The 17,642-nt window shown below is 65.4% G+C and carries 16 protein-coding genes and 2 riboswitches; of the genes, 9 read left to right on the top strand and 7 right to left on the bottom strand.

Annotated features, from left to right (window positions below):
• The first annotated feature begins 66 nt into the window (after positions 1 to 66).
• Together BVH01_RS04050 and BVH01_RS04045 are read left to right on the top strand one after the other, a co-directional pair.
• The gene (locus BVH01_RS04050) at positions 67 to 1,020 is read left to right on the top strand and encodes an AraC family transcriptional regulator (protein ID WP_075929065.1); all 954 of its coding nucleotides are present in this window, start codon (positions 67 to 69) and stop codon (positions 1,018 to 1,020) included.
• 61 nt (positions 1,021 to 1,081) lie between these two features.
• Positions 1,082 to 1,840, top strand: a complete 759-nt coding sequence (locus BVH01_RS04045) for a hypothetical protein (RefSeq protein WP_075929146.1) — start codon at positions 1,082 to 1,084, stop codon at positions 1,838 to 1,840.
• A 67-nt stretch (positions 1,841 to 1,907) separates the two neighbouring features.
• Here the strand turns inward: BVH01_RS04045 and BVH01_RS04040 are convergent, their stop codons facing one another.
• Positions 1,908 to 3,218: a leucine-rich repeat-containing protein kinase family protein gene (locus tag BVH01_RS04040; RefSeq protein WP_075929064.1), complete on the bottom strand. Its 1,311-nt coding sequence runs from the start codon at positions 3,216 to 3,218 to the stop codon at positions 1,908 to 1,910.
• A 179-nt stretch (positions 3,219 to 3,397) separates the two neighbouring features.
• Between BVH01_RS04040 and BVH01_RS04035 the strand changes: the two genes are divergently transcribed.
• A complete protein-coding gene (locus BVH01_RS04035) occupies positions 3,398 to 4,255 on the top strand; it encodes a DUF3800 domain-containing protein (RefSeq protein WP_075929063.1) in 858 nt (285 codons plus the stop codon).
• A gap of 123 nt (positions 4,256 to 4,378) precedes the next feature.
• On the opposite strand, the gene BVH01_RS04030 is transcribed toward BVH01_RS04035, so the two are convergent.
• Positions 4,379 to 5,077: a VWA domain-containing protein gene (locus BVH01_RS04030; RefSeq protein ID WP_075929062.1), complete on the bottom strand. Its 699-nt coding sequence runs from the start codon at positions 5,075 to 5,077 to the stop codon at positions 4,379 to 4,381.
• The gene (locus BVH01_RS04025) at positions 5,059 to 6,066 is read right to left on the bottom strand and encodes an ATP-binding protein (RefSeq protein ID WP_075929061.1); all 1,008 of its coding nucleotides are present in this window, start codon (positions 6,064 to 6,066) and stop codon (positions 5,059 to 5,061) included. Before BVH01_RS04025 ends, BVH01_RS04030 begins: the two co-directional genes overlap by 19 nt.
• 112 nt (positions 6,067 to 6,178) lie before the next feature.
• Here BVH01_RS04025 and BVH01_RS04020 point away from each other — a divergent pair, with 112 nt between their 5' ends.
• The 3 genes from BVH01_RS04020 (at position 6,179) to BVH01_RS04010 (ending at position 8,704) form a co-directional block, all read left to right on the top strand.
• Entirely contained in the window at positions 6,179 to 6,757 is a 579-nt protein-coding gene (locus BVH01_RS04020; RefSeq protein ID WP_075929060.1) for a TIGR00730 family Rossman fold protein, read from the top strand.
• Positions 6,757 to 7,185 (top strand): NUDIX domain-containing protein, encoded by a 429-nt coding sequence (locus BVH01_RS04015; protein ID WP_075929059.1) that lies wholly within the window; start codon positions 6,757 to 6,759, stop codon positions 7,183 to 7,185. Before BVH01_RS04020 ends, BVH01_RS04015 begins: the two co-directional genes overlap by 1 nt.
• Positions 7,186 to 7,615: 430 nt before the next feature.
• On the top strand, positions 7,616 to 8,704 hold the full coding sequence (locus BVH01_RS04010; protein WP_075929058.1) for a 3-deoxy-7-phosphoheptulonate synthase: 1,089 nt from the start codon (positions 7,616 to 7,618) through the stop codon (positions 8,702 to 8,704).
• 89 nt (positions 8,705 to 8,793) lie between these two features.
• Here BVH01_RS04010 and BVH01_RS04005 read toward each other — a convergent pair whose 3' ends face one another.
• The 4 genes from BVH01_RS04005 to cobW all read right to left on the bottom strand — a co-directional run bounded on the left by BVH01_RS04005 (position 8,794) and on the right by cobW (position 15,661).
• The gene (locus BVH01_RS04005) at positions 8,794 to 10,404 is read right to left on the bottom strand and encodes an ATP-binding cassette domain-containing protein (RefSeq protein ID WP_075929057.1); all 1,611 of its coding nucleotides are present in this window, start codon (positions 10,402 to 10,404) and stop codon (positions 8,794 to 8,796) included.
• 164 nt (positions 10,405 to 10,568) lie between these two features.
• On the bottom strand, positions 10,569 to 10,838 hold the full coding sequence (locus tag BVH01_RS04000; protein WP_075929056.1) for a hypothetical protein: 270 nt from the start codon (positions 10,836 to 10,838) through the stop codon (positions 10,569 to 10,571).
• 32 nt (positions 10,839 to 10,870) lie between these two features.
• Positions 10,871 to 14,599: a cobaltochelatase subunit CobN gene (cobN, locus tag BVH01_RS03995; RefSeq protein WP_075929055.1), complete on the bottom strand. Its 3,729-nt coding sequence runs from the start codon at positions 14,597 to 14,599 to the stop codon at positions 10,871 to 10,873.
• Positions 14,600 to 14,611: 12 nt separating this feature from the next.
• On the bottom strand, positions 14,612 to 15,661 hold the full coding sequence (gene cobW, locus BVH01_RS03990) for a cobalamin biosynthesis protein CobW (protein ID WP_075929054.1): 1,050 nt from the start codon (positions 15,659 to 15,661) through the stop codon (positions 14,612 to 14,614).
• 95 nt (positions 15,662 to 15,756) lie between these two features.
• Positions 15,757 to 15,939: riboswitch (cobalamin riboswitch) on the bottom strand.
• A gap of 70 nt (positions 15,940 to 16,009) precedes the next feature.
• Positions 16,010 to 16,212: riboswitch (cobalamin riboswitch) on the top strand.
• A gap of 94 nt (positions 16,213 to 16,306) precedes the next feature.
• On the opposite strand from cobW, the gene BVH01_RS03985 reads away from it, so the two are divergent.
• The 3 genes from BVH01_RS03985 to BVH01_RS03975 are packed head-to-tail and all read left to right on the top strand — an operon-like array spanning position 16,307 to position 17,617.
• On the top strand, positions 16,307 to 16,492 hold the full coding sequence (locus BVH01_RS03985) for a CbtB domain-containing protein (protein WP_075929053.1): 186 nt from the start codon (positions 16,307 to 16,309) through the stop codon (positions 16,490 to 16,492).
• Between the two features lie 10 nt (positions 16,493 to 16,502).
• On the top strand, positions 16,503 to 17,213 hold the full coding sequence (locus BVH01_RS03980) for a CbtA family protein (RefSeq protein ID WP_075929052.1): 711 nt from the start codon (positions 16,503 to 16,505) through the stop codon (positions 17,211 to 17,213).
• Positions 17,210 to 17,617 (top strand): cobalamin biosynthesis protein, encoded by a 408-nt coding sequence (locus BVH01_RS03975; RefSeq protein ID WP_075929051.1) that lies wholly within the window; start codon positions 17,210 to 17,212, stop codon positions 17,615 to 17,617. Before BVH01_RS03980 ends, BVH01_RS03975 begins: the two co-directional genes overlap by 4 nt.
• Positions 17,618 to 17,642 lie beyond the last annotated feature (25 nt).

The following is a 17,642-nucleotide window of genomic DNA, read 5'->3' as shown; positions in this document are numbered from 1 at the left end:
AAGCTTGCCCGCTTAGGTGAAAACAAGGAAAACTTAGCCGCAAGCAAACTTCCATCGGAGCCCGCCATGACGGTCTTCACCTGTGGTCAGCTCAGCGACGTGGCCCATACGCTGGGCGGTAACCTGCATTTTCAGCGCGAGCTACCGGGCGAGCAGCCGGTGCTCGATGGCGAACAACAGGTGCAAGTACTGAGCGATGGCCTGGTGCTGTACTTCAGCCAGAGCCGCGACCTGGTCGACGCCAGCAGCGACAACCGCTTGGCACCGGGGATCACTGCGGCCTTCCTGCTCGGCGGCGAGGCCGAGGTCAGCCTGCCGCGCCAGCGCCTGCACTTCGACGCCCGCCCTGGCGGCCAGCGCGCCATGCTGGTCAACCTCACCGCTGCCGACCAGTTTCAGCGCCACTGGCAAAGCGAGCGTCAGGAAACCAAGGTGTGCCTGAGCATCAGCCCCGACTGGCTGCAGCACTTCGCCCTCGGCAGCCAGTTGCGCAGTGACAACCTACTGCGTTTCAGCCGTAGCCACTGGCAAAGCCTGCTCTGGCAACCGTCTGTGGATATCTTGCAGCGTGCCCACCAGTTGCTCGAACGTGACGCCGGCTTGCCGCCGCTGCTGCAGCGCCTGCAACGGGAAAGCTTCGCCCTCGACCTGGCCAGCGACATCCTGCGCGGTATCGATGCGCCTCCGGGAAAACGCCTCGGCAGCCACCTCGAACGCTGTCTGCTGCGCCTCAGGGATTGGCTCGACAGTGGCGAAGCGAACGACCTCAGCATCGCCGAGATGGCCCGCCAGCTGGGTACCAACCCGGTCGATCTGCAGAACGCCTTCCGCAGCCGCAACGGCATCACCATTGCCGCTTATCTGCGCAAACGCCGTCTGGAACAGGCTTATCACGCCATCTGCCAGCAATCACTGTCGATCGAAGACGCTGCCAGCCTGGCCGGTTATGAACACCTGAGCAGCTTCAGCGCCGCCTTCAAGCGCCAGTACGGGTTTCCCCCCTCGCAAGCCAGGCACTGAGCGGGTGCGGGGCGGCAAGAGGACGTTATGATGGAGCCCCCTCGTTCCAATGGGTGCCCCCATGCGACTCGATCCCGCACATGAACCCGACGGCCACCTGCTCGGCCAATGCTTCCGGCTACACCAGCCGACCTCGCTGCAAGAGCTGCTGAGCGCCTATGACGATGTGCCCGACGGGCATCGCCATCTGTTCACCCTGGACGATCTGGGCCAAGCGCTCTACACCGCGATGCATGCGAGCAACCGCCATGATCTGGACAGCGGCGACTGGCTGCAGGAGGCGGGGATCGCCGCGAGCTGGCTGGAAGATGGCTATCCACGGGACGACCTGTCGCTGCAGCAGCGCCTGCACATTCGTCGCCTGGGGTTTGAACGCACGCTGCAGGAAACCTCCTTCGACGACCTGTTCGCCAAGGATCTGCGTCTGGACGACGACAGCCTCGCCGATCTGGTGGCTGCCAATACCGACCTGGTCTCGGTGCTCGATGATGAATGCTATCTGCTGCGGATTCCCGTACAGCGCGCCTGCGAGGCCATCTACGGCTTCGCCAATGGCTACTTTTCCAGCGACCTGTCGCCTCAGGAGAATTTCCGCCTGGCCGAGCATCTGGAAAACCACTACGGCTATGCCCTGTTCGGCATCGGCGCCAGCCTCATCGCTTTTCGTCGCTCACGGGCCCTGGATCAGGCGCAGACCGCCAGCCTGCTCGATCTGCTGAGCCGCCTGTATGCCCGCGAGGATAACGGGGCTCAGGTTAAGGCACTGTTCGCGGACAGCATTGCAAACCGCGAGCTGCTGGTGCTGCGCTACACAGAATGAGCGGGTGAAATCAGATCGGCAGCAGATCCGTCCCGGCATCTGCGCTTGGCTCATCACGGTTGCCCGACTACATGGCCAGCAAGCGCGCCAGCGTCGTATCAACCTCCACGAAGTCCGGACGAGCGCCGACCTGTGGCTGCTGGCAGCGCCGCACCAGCTCGGCCAACCGAGCCGTATGCTCAGCCGGCACGTCGCAGCGCTGCAGCAGTTCCTCGAGCAGAATGCCGAACGCACGCACCTCGATGCGCTGCAGCAAGGCCCGTTGCGCCGGTGCGGCGGCAGGCAGCAAAGACGCCGCGCCGAAGTCACCGAGCAGCGCATTGCCGGCCTCGTCGATCAGGATGTTATGGCCGTAGAGATCGCCATGGGTGACGCCGCGCTCGTGCAGGTGACGCAGCGCCGAGGCGATGCCACCCGCAGTTCGCAGCGCCTTCGCGAAAGGCGCGCGCCAGTCGCTCGGATAGACATCGCGGCTGCAACTTTCCAGGCTCGGCGGCCCGGCGAGGATGCTGAAACGCGGCTCGACCAGGCTCAGCAACAAGCCCTGCTCGCCTTGCGGATGGTCGACGACGCGGCCAATCGCGCCGATCAGATTGGCATGCTGGCCGACCGTGAGGCATGCGGCCATTTCGCTCTGCGGCGTACCATCGCTGGTCATCTGTCCCTTGAACAGTTTCAGGGCCACGGCCTGGCGCTGGCCATCGGGCCGCTGCCAGTCGGCGCGGTGGATGATGCCCGATGCGCCCTGGCCCAGTACCTCGCCCAGTTGCAAGTCGGCCCAACGCACATCGGGCGTATGGGACTCGAGCGCGCCCGCTTCATCGAAGAGGTTTCCGGCATGGGCCAGCCAGGCCAGGCTGGGCAGTTGCAGCAGGAAATCCGGCAAGGCGGGCAGTTGGTTGGCGGCGATGCGCAGCAGCTCCAGCTTGTGCAGCCGCGCCAAACTCGCTGGGATTTCACGCAGGCGGTTACCAGCCAACATCAGCTTCTGCAGCTCGCTGCAGTCGCCCAGCTCGGCAGGCAGGGTTTCCAGGCAGTTGTCGGTAAGAATCAGCCAGCGCAGACGCGGCGGCAGCGCCCTGGCGAACAGCTCGCGAATACGGTTGGACTTGAAGCCGACCATACGCAGCGACGGGCAGCGCCCCACGGATTCGGGCACATGCTCGAAGCGGTTGTTCGAGCAAAACAGCACCTGCAGGCGATGCAGCCGGTGCAGATCCTCAGGCAGATCGCTGAGCTGGTTATCGCTCAGGTTGAGCACTTCCAGGCTGTCGGCCAGGGTGAATATTTCCTCGGGAAAGTGCGTGAGCGACGCGGACAGATCGAGGCGGCTGATGCCCTTGAGCTGGCCGGAACGCAATTGGTCGAGGGTGTGCATCGAGGAGTGGCCTGGTTGCGAAGTTGGCGCGACAGTCTACGCAATTACGATCTCGGCTACGCATTACTACATCTATAAATATTCATAGGCGTAAGTCTGCCAGTGGTAAAAAGGCGATGCGATGTTACTATCGGAGCAGCCTTATCCCAACGGGTAAACAGTAATAGGACGTAGCTTTCATGGAGCCAGTGAACCCATTGCCTGGACAATTACCACTGTTTTCAGACAGTCCAGAAGCTTCTCCTGAGGCTCATGAGCCGTCACAGCCAGACAAGCAGTTTAGTAAATATGTTGTTTATGTGGATGAGAGCGGCGACCATGGGTTGGAAAATATAGATGCGAACTATCCTGTGTTCGTACTCGCCTTTTGCGTATTCCATAAAAATCACTATGCGCAACGCGTAGTGCCATCAATTGAGAATTTTAAATTTAGGCACTTTGGTCACGACCTGATTGTGTTGCATGAAACCGACATCCGAAAGGAGAAGGGCCGCTTTAGGTTCGACAGTCGTCAGCACAAAGAGATGTTTCTTGACCAATTGACTGACATCATAGAAACCAGCAACTTTATCTTGATCGGCTGTGTAATTGACAAAAGACACTTACGTGAGCGCAGTAGCAATCCTTATCACATTGCGCTTGGCTTCTGCCTTGAAACACTTTATGAATTAGTCGAGGAAAAGCATCAGCATGATTTGACTACGCACGTTGTAGTAGAGTGCCGCGGAAAGCGCGAGGATGCTGAGCTTGAACTGGAGTTCCGACGCATCTGCGCTGGAGATAATAAGTTTGGCAAGCTCTTACCCTTTGAAATCGTTTTCGCAGATAAGAAAACCAACTCGTCAGGTCTACAGTTAGCCGACTTGGTAGCACGGCCTATTGGACTCTCCGTAGTAAAGCCAAATCAACCGAATCGTGCGTTCGACTTACTAACTCGAAAATTCTTTTGCAGCGGTGGGCGTATGCACGTGGGGATAGGTTTTGATGGCTGGGGTCTGAAAATTCATCCGCCCCTAGAAAGCGAAAGGCCCCGGTGATCGCACCGAGGCCATGACGCCGACCGGGAACCCCCAGTCCATTTCCAGCAATTCTAGAGCCTACTCTTCAGCAAGCGCAAGCCTATATCCTTGTTTAACGCTGTAATATTGCTCAGTTTGAAGCTAGCGGTAGCTGTCTTCCGTTAGAGGTATGGCCTCGATATGGCAGTAATCCGCACCCAGCTCACCCGCCAGTTGCAAGGCGCGCCCCAGACGGATCGGCGCGCACTCGATATCCACCAGAGTGGCCGGGCATGGGCTGGGCGCCAGCGCCGGCCATTCGCGCAAACGCCCGTCGGTAACCACCAGCAAGCGTTGCGCCTCGCCGGGCTTGAGGCGTTGGCGGCGCTGCAGCCAGTCGTGGGCCTGCTGCAGGGCCGGGATCAGCGGGCTGCCACCGCCTGCGCCGAGGTCACCCAACCAGCCTTGCAAGGCGCCGGAGGCTTTCTGACCCTGCCAGTGCCATTTCGGCTGTGCGCCGTGGGCGTCGAGCACGGCGATGCGGGAACGCTCCCGGTAGGCCCGCTCGAACAGCTCGGCGAGCAGGCCCTTGGCCTTGCTCAGGGCGCCATGGCGGCGGGTGGAGGCCGAGGCATCGACGACGATCAGCCACAGCTGCGAGGGGGCGTTGCTGCGCGGGCGGCATTGCAGGTCGGCACGACGCCTGGGCTTGCCTTGCAGCAAGGTGGCGAGCCAGTCGATGGCGCCGCTGTCGCCGCGCCGCTTGGCACCGCTGCGCCCGCCTGCCTGTTTGCCTGGTGTCGGTCTGGCATCCGTCCCCGCCTTGGCACGCGGGGGAATGCCTAGGGCTTTTTTGCCCAGCGCGGCGGCTCGCGGCGCTCGCCGGTGCGTTGCGCCTGCGCGGGCAGCTCACCCCACTGCCCTTCGCCTGCAGTGGGTTGCTCGCTTGGCGCCTGGGGTGGCGGGCCGGCTGGCGGTTGCGCCTGCTGTTGCGGCGGCGTGTGGCGACGACGGTGGCGCAACACGAAATCGGCCACGGCCTCGATATCCTCCTCGCTGATGGCGTCGGCACCGCGCCAGGCCGCATGGGCGCGGGCGGCACGCAGCCAGACCAGGTCGGCACGCAGGCCATCGACGCCGGCGGCGAAGCAGCGCTCGGTAATGGCGTCGAGCGCCCTGTCATCGAGGGCGATGCTCGCCACGCGCGCGCGCGCCTGCCCGCAACGCGCGGCCAGTGCCTGCTGCTGTTCGGCCCACTTGGCAATGAACGCCTGGGGGTCGGCATCGAAGGCCAGACGACGGCGGACGATCTCGGCGCGCGCTCCCGGCTGCGGCTGGCCATCCAGGGCCAGGTTGAGGCCGAAGCGGTCGAGCAGTTGCGGGCGCAACTCGCCTTCTTCGGCGTTCATGGTGCCGATCAGGACGAAGCGCGCATCGTGGCGGTGGGAAATGCCGTCACGCTCGACATGGTTGACGCCGCTGGCCGCGGCGTCGAGCAGCAGGTCGACCAGATGATCGGGCAGCAGGTTAACCTCATCGACGTACAGCACCCCGCCATCGGCCTTGCTCAGCAAGCCCGGCGAGAACTGCGCGCGGCTTTCGCCCAGGGCCGCGTCCAGATCGAGGGTACCGACGATGCGTTCTTCACTGGCGCCCAGCGGCAGGGTGACGAACACCCCGCTTTCCAGCAGCGCGGCCAGGCCGCGGGCCAGGGTCGACTTGGCCATGCCCCGCGGGCCTTCGATCAGCACGCCACCGATCGCCGGATCGACCGCCACCAGGCACAGCGCCAATTTCAGGGAGTCGGCGCCGACCACGGCGGCGAGGGGAAAATGGACGGTGTCGGTCATGGGGCGATCCGGGCTGGACAAAGGCGGCATTGTAGCAGCGAGCGGTCGTGCGCTGCCCCGCTCGTCTGCTAAGGTCGCTGGTTTGGCATGCCGAACCATCAGGGAGATTTCGATGCGCCTGTGCATTTTCTGTGGCTCCAACGCGGGATCAAATCCCGTTTACCTCGAGGCCGCCACGCGCCTCGGCAAAACCCTCGCCGAGGCCGGCATCGGCCTGGTGTACGGCGGCGCGTCCGTCGGCCTGATGGGCGCCGTGGCCAACGCCGCGCTCGAAGCCGGTGGCGAAGTGATCGGGGTGATCCCGCGCTCGCTGTGGGAGAAGGAGGTCGCCCACACCGGCCTCGACGACCTGCGCATCGTCGATTCCATGCACCAGCGCAAGGCGCTGATGGCCGAGCTGTCGGACGGCTTCATCGCCCTGCCCGGCGGCGTCGGCACCCTGGAAGAACTCTTCGAGGTATGGACCTGGGCGCAGCTGGGCCATCATCAGAAGCCCTGCTCGCTGCTAAATATCAACGGTTACTACGACCGCCTTGCCGCATTCCTCGATCACATGGTCGACGAAGCCTTCGTCAAGGCGCCGCACCGCAAGATGCTGATCGTCGAGCAGGATATCGACGCGCTGCTGGCGGCGATCGATGGCTATGAAGCGCCGCAGGTGGGTAAATGGATCGGTCGCAAGGAGACCTGATGAACGCGCAACCACGACTGGGCTGCGGCGCCGCCATCGTGCAGGACGACCGTCTGCTGCTGGTGCGCCGCCTGCGTGAGCCGGAAGCCGGCTGCTGGGGGCTGCCCGGCGGCAAGGTGGACTGGCTGGAGCCGGTCGAGCAGGCGGTGCGCCGCGAAATCGAGGAAGAGCTGGCCATCCGCCTGACGTCGCTGTGCCTGCTCTGCGTGGTCGATCAGATCGACGCGCAGCGCGGCGAACACTGGTTGGCACCGGTCTACCTGGCCGATACCTTCGACGGTGAAGTGCGCAACGTCGAGCCCGAGAAACACAGCGATATCGGCTGGTTCGCCCTCGATGGCCTGCCAGAGCCTCTGACCGCGGCGACGCGCAAGGCAGCGTGCGCGCTCAACGAGCGGCGCTTGCAATCGACCACCGCGATGAATTAACGTCGAGCACATTCAACGGAGCCGCACATGTCCACATCCCCGATCCTGAACGCCACTCGCCTCGATGCAGCCTGCATCGTGATCGCGCGTGCCCAGGCATCCGTGGTCGCCGCCGCCTCGTATTTTTATGGGTATTGGTTTAGCCACAGGCGCGCCTGATACCCCACAGGCGCCCTAGCAACTCAGGGTCGCCACCAGACAGTTTCTCGAAACCCCCGGTCGGCCTCCCGACCGGGGGTTTTGTTTTTTCCGGCACACAGATTTTCCTACGAGGATTGCACCATGACCGCATACACCGCCTACCAAACCTATTACCGCTACAGCTGGCGATTTACCGGCGCTCACGCCGCTCAACCACTCAATCGAACATCCCATCGAGCCCGATAGTGCGCCGCGCGCGGTAACGTCCGCGCCGGCCGAGGAAATCACCATGTCCGTAGCCGTCAATTCCCGCTCCACCGCCAAAGCCGCCGACCTGCATCTGGTCGCCGCCCCTAGCCGTCGCCACACCTCGCCTCTGCCCAGCGCCGCCCAGTTGCGCGAGGAGCTGCCACTCTCGACCGCTCTCGCCCGCCAGGTGCAGCAGCAACGCCAGTCGATCCGCGCCATTCTCGATGGCCATGACCCGCGCCTGCTGGTGGTGGTCGGCCCCTGCTCCCTGCACGACGATGCCGCCGTACTCGAATACGCCGAGCGTCTGGCCGCACTGAGCCAGCGCGTGGGCGATCGCCTGCTGCTGGTGATGCGCGCCTACGTCGAGAAGCCGCGCACCACGGTGGGCTGGAAGGGCCTGGTCTACGATCCGGCGCTGGATGGCAGTGGCGACATGGCCGAAGGCCTGCGCCGCTCGCGCAAATTGATGCTCAAGTTGCTGGAGCTGGGTCTGCCGTTGGCCAGCGAGATCCTCCAGCCGCTGGTGGCCGGCTACTTCGACGACCTGCTCGGCTGGGCGGCCATCGGCGCACGCACCAGCGAGTCCCAGGTGCATCGCGAGCTGGTCAGCGGCCTGGAGATGCCGGTGGGCTTCAAGAACGGCACCGACGGCAGCCTTGGCATCGCCTGCGATGCCATGCGCTCGGCGGCCCACGCTCACCAGCACTTCGGCGTCGATACGCAGGGTCGCCCGGCCCTGGTGCAAACCCACGGCAACCCGGACACCCACCTGGTGCTGCGCGGCGGCCACGGCGCGCCGAACTACGACGCCGCCAGCGTCGCCAACGCGCGGGCCGAGCTGGAGCGCCAGGGTATCGCGCCGCGGATCATGGTCGACTGCAGCCACGCCAACAGCGGCAAGAACCCGCTGCGCCAGCCCCAGGTACTCAGCGACGTCCTCGACCAGCGCCTGGCCGGCGATGGCGCGCTGCGCGCGGTGATGATCGAGAGCCACCTGCTCGACGGCGCCCAGAGCCTGGGCGGCGAACTGCGCTACGGCGTGTCGATCACCGACGGCTGCCTCGGCTGGGCCGGCACCGAACGCATGCTGGTGGACGCCGCCATCCGCATGCGCCACCTGGTCTGACCTCGTAGCCGGCGTTGAGCGCAACGATACCCAGGGCATGCATACCGGGGGTGTCGCTACGCTCGACCCGAGCTACGACAGTTCACGGATCATGCCCGCTCGTACCGCCAGCCCTGGGCCGTCCATTCCAGGCGGTCGGTGATCGCCAGGGCGTCGACGAAGGCGGCGTCATGGGACACCAGAATCAGCGCCCCGCGGTAGTCGCGCAGCAGGGTTTCGACGGCCAGCAGCGAGTCGAGGTCAATGTGGTTGTCGGGCTCGTCGAGCAGCAGCAGGGGCGCTGCCGATTCCCCGTCTATCACCCCGGCAAGCGCCAGCTTGAGGCGCTCACCGCCGCTGAGCTGGCGGCACGGCAGCACGGCACGCTGGGCATCGAGCCCCAGGTGAACCAGTCGCGTACGGGCGAGCGCCTCGGGCAGCCCGGGGCTGCAGCGACGCAGGTGATCCAGCGCCGTATCATCGCCCGGCAGGCAGGAAAGCTGCTGATCCAGATAGGCCAGCGGCACCTCGACCCGACACTCGCCGGCAACGGCGGCCAGCCGCCCGGCAAACATCGCCAGCAGGCTCGACTTGCCACAACCGTTGGGCCCGCTGATGGCCAGCCGGCGCGGGCCGAACAGTTCGATGTCTGGCAAGACGGCCCCTGAGTAGGGCGCCCGCACGCCCCGCAGGCTGAGCACCCGCTTGCCTTCGGCCAGGCCGCCAGCCTTGCCGTGCAGCTGGATGGCCTGGCCTTCGTGCACCCGCTGCGCCGCATCGCGCACGGCACTGTCGAGGTCGCGGCTGACCGCTTGCAGGCGCTGCTGCAACCGGCCGGCGCTGGCCTCGCTGCGACCCTTCTGGCGATCCAGCAGAATCTGCGCCTGATTGGCATGCCGTGCATCTCGGTTTGCGCTGGCGGTGCGACGCTGCTGGCGTTGCTGCTGGGCCTGCAGTTCACGCTCGCCGCGTTTGCGTTCGCTACGAGCATGCGCCAGTGCCTGCTGGGCGGCGTGCTCCTCGCGTTGTCGCGCTTCGCGGTAAAAACCGTAGTTGCCGCCGTAAGCGCGCAGCCCGAGAGGCGACAGCTCGACGATGCGCTGCATGCCCTCCAGCAGTTCGCGATCATGGCTGATCACCACCAGCCCACCCGGCCACTGCTGCAGACGCCGATAGAGGCGCAGCCGGCTGGCGCGATCCAGGTGGTTGCTGGGTTCGTCGAGAACCAGCAGGTCGGCATCGCCCAGAAACGCGCCGAGCAGCGCCACCCGCGTACGCTCACCTCCGCTGAGCTGGGCGGCCGGGTCGTGCAGAGCGAGATGCGCCAAGCCGTCATCCTGCAGCGCCAGATGCAAGTGCTCGGCGATATCCCAGCGACCTTCGAGCAACTCGATATCGTTGTCCCCCATGCACCCGTCGGTCACCCGACACAGCGCATCGTAAGGTGCCGCGAAGCCCATCAGGTCGACGACGCGGGTGGTGTCGTCCACGTCGATAGTCTGGGGCAGATAGGCAACCCGAGCCTGCCGCACGATGCGCCCGGCGCTTGGCGGCAAGAGCCCAGCGAGCAGCCGGCCGAGCACGCTCTTGCCGGCACCGTTGCGCCCCACCAGGCCGGTGTGGCGGGCATCGAAGGTTTCGCTCAGCTCATCGAACAGTGGCTGGCCATCGGGGAAATGAAAGGACACGCGCTCGAGCGCGATAACAGGCGAGTTCGTCATGAATGACTCCAGGCAATGCCGTGAAAACGCGCGGCACAAGGCCACGGCGGTCGATCACAGGTCGTGCGTACACGACGGCATTACTGGCGCATTGGACGAAACTCCTAGAAGAAATGAGCGGGCAGGATAACCCTGGAAAAATCATCCAGGCAACTGATGGGCGCTCAGCCCCAACCAAAACCAAGCAGCGTGAGCGGAAACGTAAGGACACCGACAACACGAGGGAACATGGCGCCCAGCACGGCGCAGACGACCGCCCCCGACAGCGCCGAGACTCCCCAGATCAGCAGGCTCACAGGTCCTGTAGCAATCATCATGCAGGTCAGCAGGCCAATCCAGAGCCCACCCATCGCCCCGCACAGCGCGGCAAACCAGCGATCCTTTCGAGTGATCGGCTGACGCCACCAAACGACGATTTTTCGTACAGAGTCCATCTGTGACTCCTTTGCCTGACGGGCCAATGTGATCAGAACTCTTCGCTATCGAGCAGCAGGTTTTCCAAGGCCTCGCGGTATTCGCCTGGCTCCTGCCACAGGCCACGCTGCTGGGCTTCGAGCAGGCGCTCGATGATGTCCTGCAGGGCGCCGGGGTTATGCGCCTGGATGAAGTCGCGGGTGCCCTTGTCCATCAGGTAGGCGTCGGTGAGCAGGGCGTACTGGTGGTCGTCGACCAGCTCGCTGGTGGCGTCGAAGGCGAACAGGTAGTCGATGGTCGCGGCCAGTTCGAAGGCGCCCTTGTAGCCGTGGCGCTTCATGCCCTCTATCCACTTCGGGTTGGCCGCACGGGCGCGTACCACGCGGGCCAGTTCCTGCTTGAGGGTACGGATGCGCGGCGTGTCGGGCTGGCTGTTGTCGCCGAAGTAGCTAGCCGCCTTGCCCCCGCGCAAGGTTTCCACTGCCGCCAGCATGCCACCCTGGAACTGGTAGTAATCGTTGGAATCGAGGATATCGTGCTCGCGATTGTCCTGGTTGTGCAGCACCGCCTGCATGCGCTCCAGGCGCTCAGCGAACTGCTCGCGAGCCGGTGCGCCCTCGACGCCCTTGCCGTAGGCGTAGCCGCCCCAGTTCAGGTACACCTCGGCAAGATCCGCACGGTTCTCCCACAGGCGTTCTTCGATAGCGTTCTGCACGCCAGCCCCGTAGGCACCTGGCTTGGAGCCGAAAATCCGCCAGCCAGCCTGGCGCCGCGCCTGGTGTTCGTCCAACCCACCGTCCTGCAGTGCCAGGGCTTCTTCCCAGACACGGGCGGACAGCGGGTTCATGTCCGGTGCCTCGTCCAGATCGGCAACCGCCTGCACGGCGTCATCGAACAGACGGATCAGATTGGCGAAGGCATCGCGGAAAAAGCCGGACACCCGCAGGGTCACATCCACCCGTGGGCGACCGAGCTGCTCCAGTGGCAGCACCTCGAAACGCTCGACCCGCTGGCTACCGGCCTGCCACACCGGGCGCACGCCCATCAGCGCCATGGCCTGGGCGATATCGTCGCCGCCGGTGCGCATGGTTGCGGTGCCCCACACCGACAGGCCGAGCTGGCGCAGGTGGTCGCCTTCGTCCTGCAGGTGGCGTTCGAGCAGGCGGTCGGCGGCCTGCACACCAAGGCGCCAGGCGGTGGGCGTGGGCAGGTTGCGCACGTCCACGGAGTAGAAGTTGCGCCCGGTCGGCAACACGTCGAGCCGCCCCCGGCTCGGCGCGCCACTGGGGCCGGACGGCACGAAACGGCCTTCGAGCGCGCTGAACAGGCCATGCATCTCGGCGTCACCACAGGCGTCCAGCAGCGGAGCGATATGGCCGTGCAGACCGTGCAGCACGAGTTCGCTGAGCGGGCCGACCGACCCGGCCCCTTCGATCAACCGCAACCCGAGCAGCTCAAGGCGCTCGCGGGTGTCGCCCACCGTGCGCCAGGGCTCGTCGCTCAGGCTCGCAAGGAGCTCCGGCCGCGGTCCGGCCCAAGATGCCGCCATATCGCAATCGAGCGGATCGAAATCGAGTGCCAGGTCGCTGGCCAAGGCGCGCAGCAGGCTGGCATTACCGCCCTGCCCGTCGCCACGTGGGATGCGCAGCAGCGCCAGCAGCGTGTCGCGGCGCAACGTGCCGGCTGGCGACTCGCCGAATACATGCAGGCCGTCACGAATCTGCGATTCCTTGAGGTCGCACAGGTAGGCGTCGAGCTGCGGCAACCAGCTGGCAGGGTCGTCATTGAGCTGCAGGCCCAGTTCACGATCGAGGCTGGCCTCGCGCACCTTCTGCAGAATCTCGCCACGCAGCTCGCTGGCGCGGCGCAGGTCGAGCTGGCTCGCGTCGTAATACTCGTCGGCCAGGCGCTCCAGATCGCGCAGCGGACCGTAGCTTTCGGCGCGGGTCAGCGGCGGCATCAGGTGGTCGATGATCACCGCCTGGGTGCGGCGCTTGGCCTGGGCGCCTTCGCCGGGGTCGTTGACGATGAACGGGTAGATGTTCGGCAGCGCGCCGAGAATCGCCGTTGGCCAGCAGCTTTCGGAAAGCCCAACGCTCTTGCCCGGCAGCCACTCCAGGTTGCCGTGCTTGCCGACGTGGATCACCGCGTTGGCCGCGTATACGTGGCGCATCCAGAAATAGAAGGCCAGGTAGCCGTGTGGCGGCACCAGGTCAGGGTCGTGGTAGACCGCCGCGGCATCGACCTGATAACCCCGTGCCGGCTGGATGCCGACGAAGGTCAGGCCAAAGCGCAGGCCGGCGATCATCAGCCGCCCCTCACGGAACATCGGGTCGCTTTCCGGCGAGCCCCAGCGCTCCAGTACCGCCTGGCGATTGGCCTCGGGCAGGGCCGCGAAGCAGCGCTGGTAGTCGTCCAGCGCCAGGCTCTGGGCGCAAGGCCGCAGGTCGAGATTGTCGAGGTCGTTGGTCACGCCGCCGAGCAGTTGGTGGATCAGCGCTGTGCCGCTGTCCGGTAGGCCCTCGACCGGATAGCCCTGGCTTTTCAAGGCTCGCAGGATATTCAGCGCCGCTGCCGGCGTATCCAGGCCGACCCCGTTGCCGATGCGGCCGTCGCGGGTCGGGTAGTTGGCGAGCACCAGGGCAACGCGCTTATCCACAGCCGGCAGTCGCTGCAGGTCGGCCTGACGACGCGCCAGTTCGGCGACGAAATCCATGCCGGGCAGGTGCGCGCGGTAACAGACCACGTCGCTCTGGCTACGCTCGCTGCGCCAGGCCAGGCCCTTGAAGCTGATCGGCCGGGTGATCAGCCGGCCATCCAGCTCCGGCAGCGCGATATGCATGGCCAGGTCGCGAGGGCCAAGGCCCTGGGCGTTGCCTTGCCACTGCTCTTCGCTGTCCAGGGCGCAAAGCGCCTGCAGCACCGGCACGTCGTGGCGGAACGGCCGTGCCTGGGGCGACTCCGGGTTGGACTGGGCGAAACCGGTGGTGTTGATGATCACGCTGGTGCCCGCTTCGTCGAGCCAATCCTCGACCTGCGCCAGGCAGGCTGCCTCCTTGAGGCTGGCCACCGCAATGGGTAAAGGGTTGAGGCCCTGAGCCTGCAGGCGCTGGCAGAAGGAGTCGACGAAGGCGGTATTGGCCGCCTGCACATGGGTGCGATAGAACAGCAAGGCGGCAACCGGTGCGTCCGCTTGCCAGTCGCCGCGCCAGTCCTGCAGCGAGGCGTTGCCGATACGCGGGTGATAGAGGCCGACCCGCGGCAGCGCCTGCGGCGGCTGCCAACCGTAGTCACGGCCCAGGTAATGATCGGCGATGCACTGGAAGAACTGCCGCGCGTTATCCACACCACCCTGACGCAGGTACTGCCAGAGCCGCTCGGCATCCTCGGCGGCCACGTTGCCCAACCCGGTCAGCTCGGGATCGGGGCTGTCGTCGCCAGGCACCAGAATCAGCGTCTTGCCCTGCCCCGCCAGTTCCACCAGGCGCTGAATGCCGTAGCGCCAGTAGCTGACGCCGCCGTGCACGGAAATCAGGATGACCTTGGCGTGCCTGAGCACCTGCTCGACGTAGAAATCCACCGAGGCGTTGTTGCTCAGCTGCGCCGGGCTGGCCAAGCGCAGGCTGGGGTAATCCTCGGGCAGGTGCCGGGCAACCTCGGCCAACAGCGACAGGTGCGAATCACCGGTGCACAGCACCACCAGCTCGGCGGGCGTCTGGCCGAGGTCGGCGATGCTGTCGGCCGGCAGCGACTGGCCGGGCTGGGTACGCAGCAGGTGCATGACGGGCGCCGGTTACGCCAGCGCCGCGTTCAGCTCGGCGGCGATGGCGGTGTGATCCAGCGCCTGGCCGATCACGATCAGGCGGGTCACCCGTGCTTCGTCAGGCTTCCATGCACGGTCGAAATATTTGTCGAACCGCTGGCCGACGCCTTGCAGCAGCAGGCGCATGGGTTTGTTCGGCACGGCAACGAAGCCTTTCACGCGCAGAATGCCGTGTTTGCCGACCACATCCTTCAGCGCAGCGAGTAGTCGCGCCTCGTCCGCTTCCGGTAGTTCCACGTGGAACGAGTCGAATTCGTCGTGATCGTGATCGTCGTCTTCATCGTCGTGGTGAGTGCGGCGGCCCTCGATATGCAGCTCGGTCTCGCTGTTCAGGCCCAGCAACACATTGAGTGGCAGCGAGCCGCCATGAGCCTCGACCACCTTCACCGCCGGCGGCAGCTCCTCGGCCACTTCGGCGCGCACGGCGGCCAACGCGTCGGCATCGAGCAGGTCGGCCTTGTTGAGGATCACCAGGTCGGCGCTGGCCAGTTGGTCGGCGAACAGCTCGTGCAGCGGCGACTCATGGTCGAGATTAGGGTCGAGCTTGCGTTGGGCATCGACCTGATCCGGGAAGGCGGCGAAGGTGCCAGCTGCGACGGCCGGACTGTCGACCACGGTGATCACCGCATCGACGGTGCAGGCGTTGCGGATTTCCGGCCAGTTGAAGGCCTGCACCAGTGGCTTGGGCAGGGCCAGGCCGCTGGTTTCGATGAGGATATGGTCGAGGTCGCCGCGACGCTCCACCAGCTCGCGCATCACCGGAAAGAACTCTTCCTGCACGGTGCAGCACAGGCAGCCGTTGGCCAGTTCGAACACCCGGCCATTGGCCTCTTCCTCGGTGCAGCCGATGGAGCACTGCTTGAGGATTTCGCCGTCGATACCCAGCTCGCCGAATTCGTTGACGATCACCGCGATGCGCCGGCCCTCGGCATTTTCCAGCATGTGGCGCAGCAAGGTGGTCTTACCGGCACCGAGAAAACCGGTGACGATGGTGACGGGAAGTTTGGCGAGCGTTTTCATGGAAGCCCCTGGCGTCTGGAGAAACGGCGAGCGGGCAATAGGATGGCAGGCGCGGGCAAACCCATGCCGAGCATCACCGGATCACCCCGCCCGGTTGTCGAAAGCGTTATCGAGGCAGGTCTCCTGGCTGGCAGGTCATGGCGCGCGGCCGGCCTTCCCGGTTGCCCAGTGGCGATTGGCGACGCACTCGCTGCTTACAGTTGCGGGGGCAGCCACGGCGGTCCGTGTTCCCTCTTAGCTGCTTGATGACAAGCAGCACCTCGAAAACGCAAGGCTACGCAGAGCCCGCCGTACGGTCAATTGCCAGAAGACCTGCAACATATTGACGCACTTGCCGCTTCGTGGTGTTCTTGCCCGGTTGTTTCAGGTGTCTCACGTCGACGTGCGTGAGGTGAAACGGGAAGCCGGTTCGAGTCCGGCGCTGCCCCCGCAACGGTAAGCGAATGCCAGGATCGTTTTGGCCACTGTGCGCATGCATGGGAAGGCCGATCCCCATCGCCGCAAGGTGATCATCGCGAGCCCGGAGACCGGCCTGGATCGTCTGTTTGGCAACCCGCGGTGGGCGGGCACGCGCCGATCGCTGCCTGCCTGTGCGGGCTGTCTCGCCGTGTCCTGCTGTGCCGTTTACCCCTGAGGTCTACGATCATGTCCAGCAGCGTCATTTCCACCTCCAGCGTTTCCACATTGCCCCTCTCACAGCGCATCCTGCTTGCTGTCGGGAGCTGCGTGCTGGGCGCCGTGCTGATTTTCTTCGCCGGCTTCTCCCACGTCGAAGCCCTGCACAACGCCGCCCACGACACCCGGCACAGCGCCGCGTTTCCGTGCCACTGAGGGATTGCTGATGATCAAGCGTATCGCCCAGACCGCCGGCTTCGCCGGCCTGCTCGCCGCCATCGTGCTGACCTTGCTGCAGAGCCTGTGGGTCACCCCGCTGATCCTTCAGGCGGAAACGTTCGAGGTCGCGGAGCCTGCCGCCATCGAGCACAGCCATGACGCCACCGCTGCCCACGACCATGGCGCGAGCGGCCACAGCCACGACGGCGAAGCCTGGGCGCCGGAAGACGGCTGGCAGCGGCTGTTATCCACAGGCCTGAGCAATCTGGTCGTCGCCGTCGGCTTCGCGCTGATGCTCGCCGGCCTGTTCACCCTGCGCGCCCCGGAAAAAACCTCGCAGGGCCTGCTCTGGGGGCTGGCCGGATTCGCCACCTTCGTCCTGGCGCCCGCCAGCGGCTTGCCGCCAGAGCTGCCGGGCACTGCCGCAGCGGAACTGTTGCTGCGCCAGTACTGGTGGATCGGCGCGGCTGCTTCGACCGCTGCGGGCCTGGCGCTGCTGGCGTTCGGCGGCAACTGGATGCTGCGCATTCTCGGTGCGGCGATTCTCGCCTTGCCCCACCTGCTCGGCGCGCCGCAGCCCGACGTGCATGAAAGCCTGGCGCCCGAGGCGCTGGAGCATCAGTTCATTCTCGCCTCGCTGCTGACCAACGCTGCGTTCTGGGCAGCGCTGGGCCTGGCTGCCGCTTGGTTCCACGGCCGTGGGCGCCGGCAGCAGTGAGTGAGCGGCCTGCTCTCGTCGCCGGCCTGGGTTGCCGGCGCGAGTGCTCGCTCGAAGAGTTGCTGAGCCTGCTCGACAACACGCTGGCTGAGCATGGCTCGAGCACTGCCGAGCTGACAGCCCTGGCCAGCAGCGACCACAAGGCTGACGAGCCAGGCTTGCAGCAACTGGCTGCCCAGCTGAACCTGCCGATCCACTTCCTGCCCGCCGAGGTGCTGGCGGGTTACCATGGGCGCCTGACCGAGACCTCGGCGCAGGCGCTGCAGGCTACCGGCACGCCAAGCGTTGCCGAAGCCAGCGCTCTGGCCCTGGCCGAACAGCTGAGTGACCGAACCGCTCGTCTGTGGATAACCAAGCGCAAGAGCGCCAACGCAACACTGGCCGTTGCCCGCAACGATCCGTAGGGTGGATCGGGACGCGTAGTCCACG

Origin of the sequence: Pseudomonas sp. PA1(2017) (assembly GCF_001945375.1) — a bacterium.
GTDB lineage: Bacteria > Pseudomonadota > Gammaproteobacteria > Pseudomonadales > Pseudomonadaceae > Aquipseudomonas.
The sequence above is the reverse complement of the archived record's forward strand: the minus strand, read 5'-3'. Positions and strand labels throughout refer to the sequence as shown.

Bases quoted from the DNA above. Each gene is read 5' to 3' on its own strand.
- BVH01_RS04050 (WP_075929065.1), top strand. From the start codon at position 67: ATGACGGTCTTCACCTGTGGTCAGCTCAGCGACGTGGCCCATACGCTG.
- BVH01_RS04045 (WP_075929146.1), top strand. From the start codon at position 1,082: ATGCGACTCGATCCCGCACATGAACCCGACGGCCACCTGCTCGGCCAA.
- BVH01_RS04040 (WP_075929064.1), bottom strand. From the start codon at position 3,218: ATGCACACCCTCGACCAATTGCGTTCCGGCCAGCTCAAGGGCATCAGC.
- BVH01_RS04035 (WP_075929063.1), top strand. From the start codon at position 3,398: ATGGAGCCAGTGAACCCATTGCCTGGACAATTACCACTGTTTTCAGAC.
- BVH01_RS04025 (WP_075929061.1), bottom strand. From the start codon at position 6,066: ATGACCGACACCGTCCATTTTCCCCTCGCCGCCGTGGTCGGCGCCGAC.
- BVH01_RS04020 (WP_075929060.1), top strand. From the start codon at position 6,179: ATGCGCCTGTGCATTTTCTGTGGCTCCAACGCGGGATCAAATCCCGTT.
- BVH01_RS04015 (WP_075929059.1), top strand. From the start codon at position 6,757: ATGAACGCGCAACCACGACTGGGCTGCGGCGCCGCCATCGTGCAGGAC.
- BVH01_RS04010 (WP_075929058.1), top strand. From the start codon at position 7,616: ATGTCCGTAGCCGTCAATTCCCGCTCCACCGCCAAAGCCGCCGACCTG.
- BVH01_RS04005 (WP_075929057.1), bottom strand. From the start codon at position 10,404: ATGACGAACTCGCCTGTTATCGCGCTCGAGCGCGTGTCCTTTCATTTC.
- BVH01_RS04000 (WP_075929056.1), bottom strand. From the start codon at position 10,838: ATGGACTCTGTACGAAAAATCGTCGTTTGGTGGCGTCAGCCGATCACT.
- cobN (WP_075929055.1), bottom strand. From the start codon at position 14,599: ATGCACCTGCTGCGTACCCAGCCCGGCCAGTCGCTGCCGGCCGACAGC.
- cobW (WP_075929054.1), bottom strand. From the start codon at position 15,661: ATGAAAACGCTCGCCAAACTTCCCGTCACCATCGTCACCGGTTTTCTC.
- BVH01_RS03985 (WP_075929053.1), top strand. From the start codon at position 16,307: ATGTCCAGCAGCGTCATTTCCACCTCCAGCGTTTCCACATTGCCCCTC.
- BVH01_RS03980 (WP_075929052.1), top strand. From the start codon at position 16,503: ATGATCAAGCGTATCGCCCAGACCGCCGGCTTCGCCGGCCTGCTCGCC.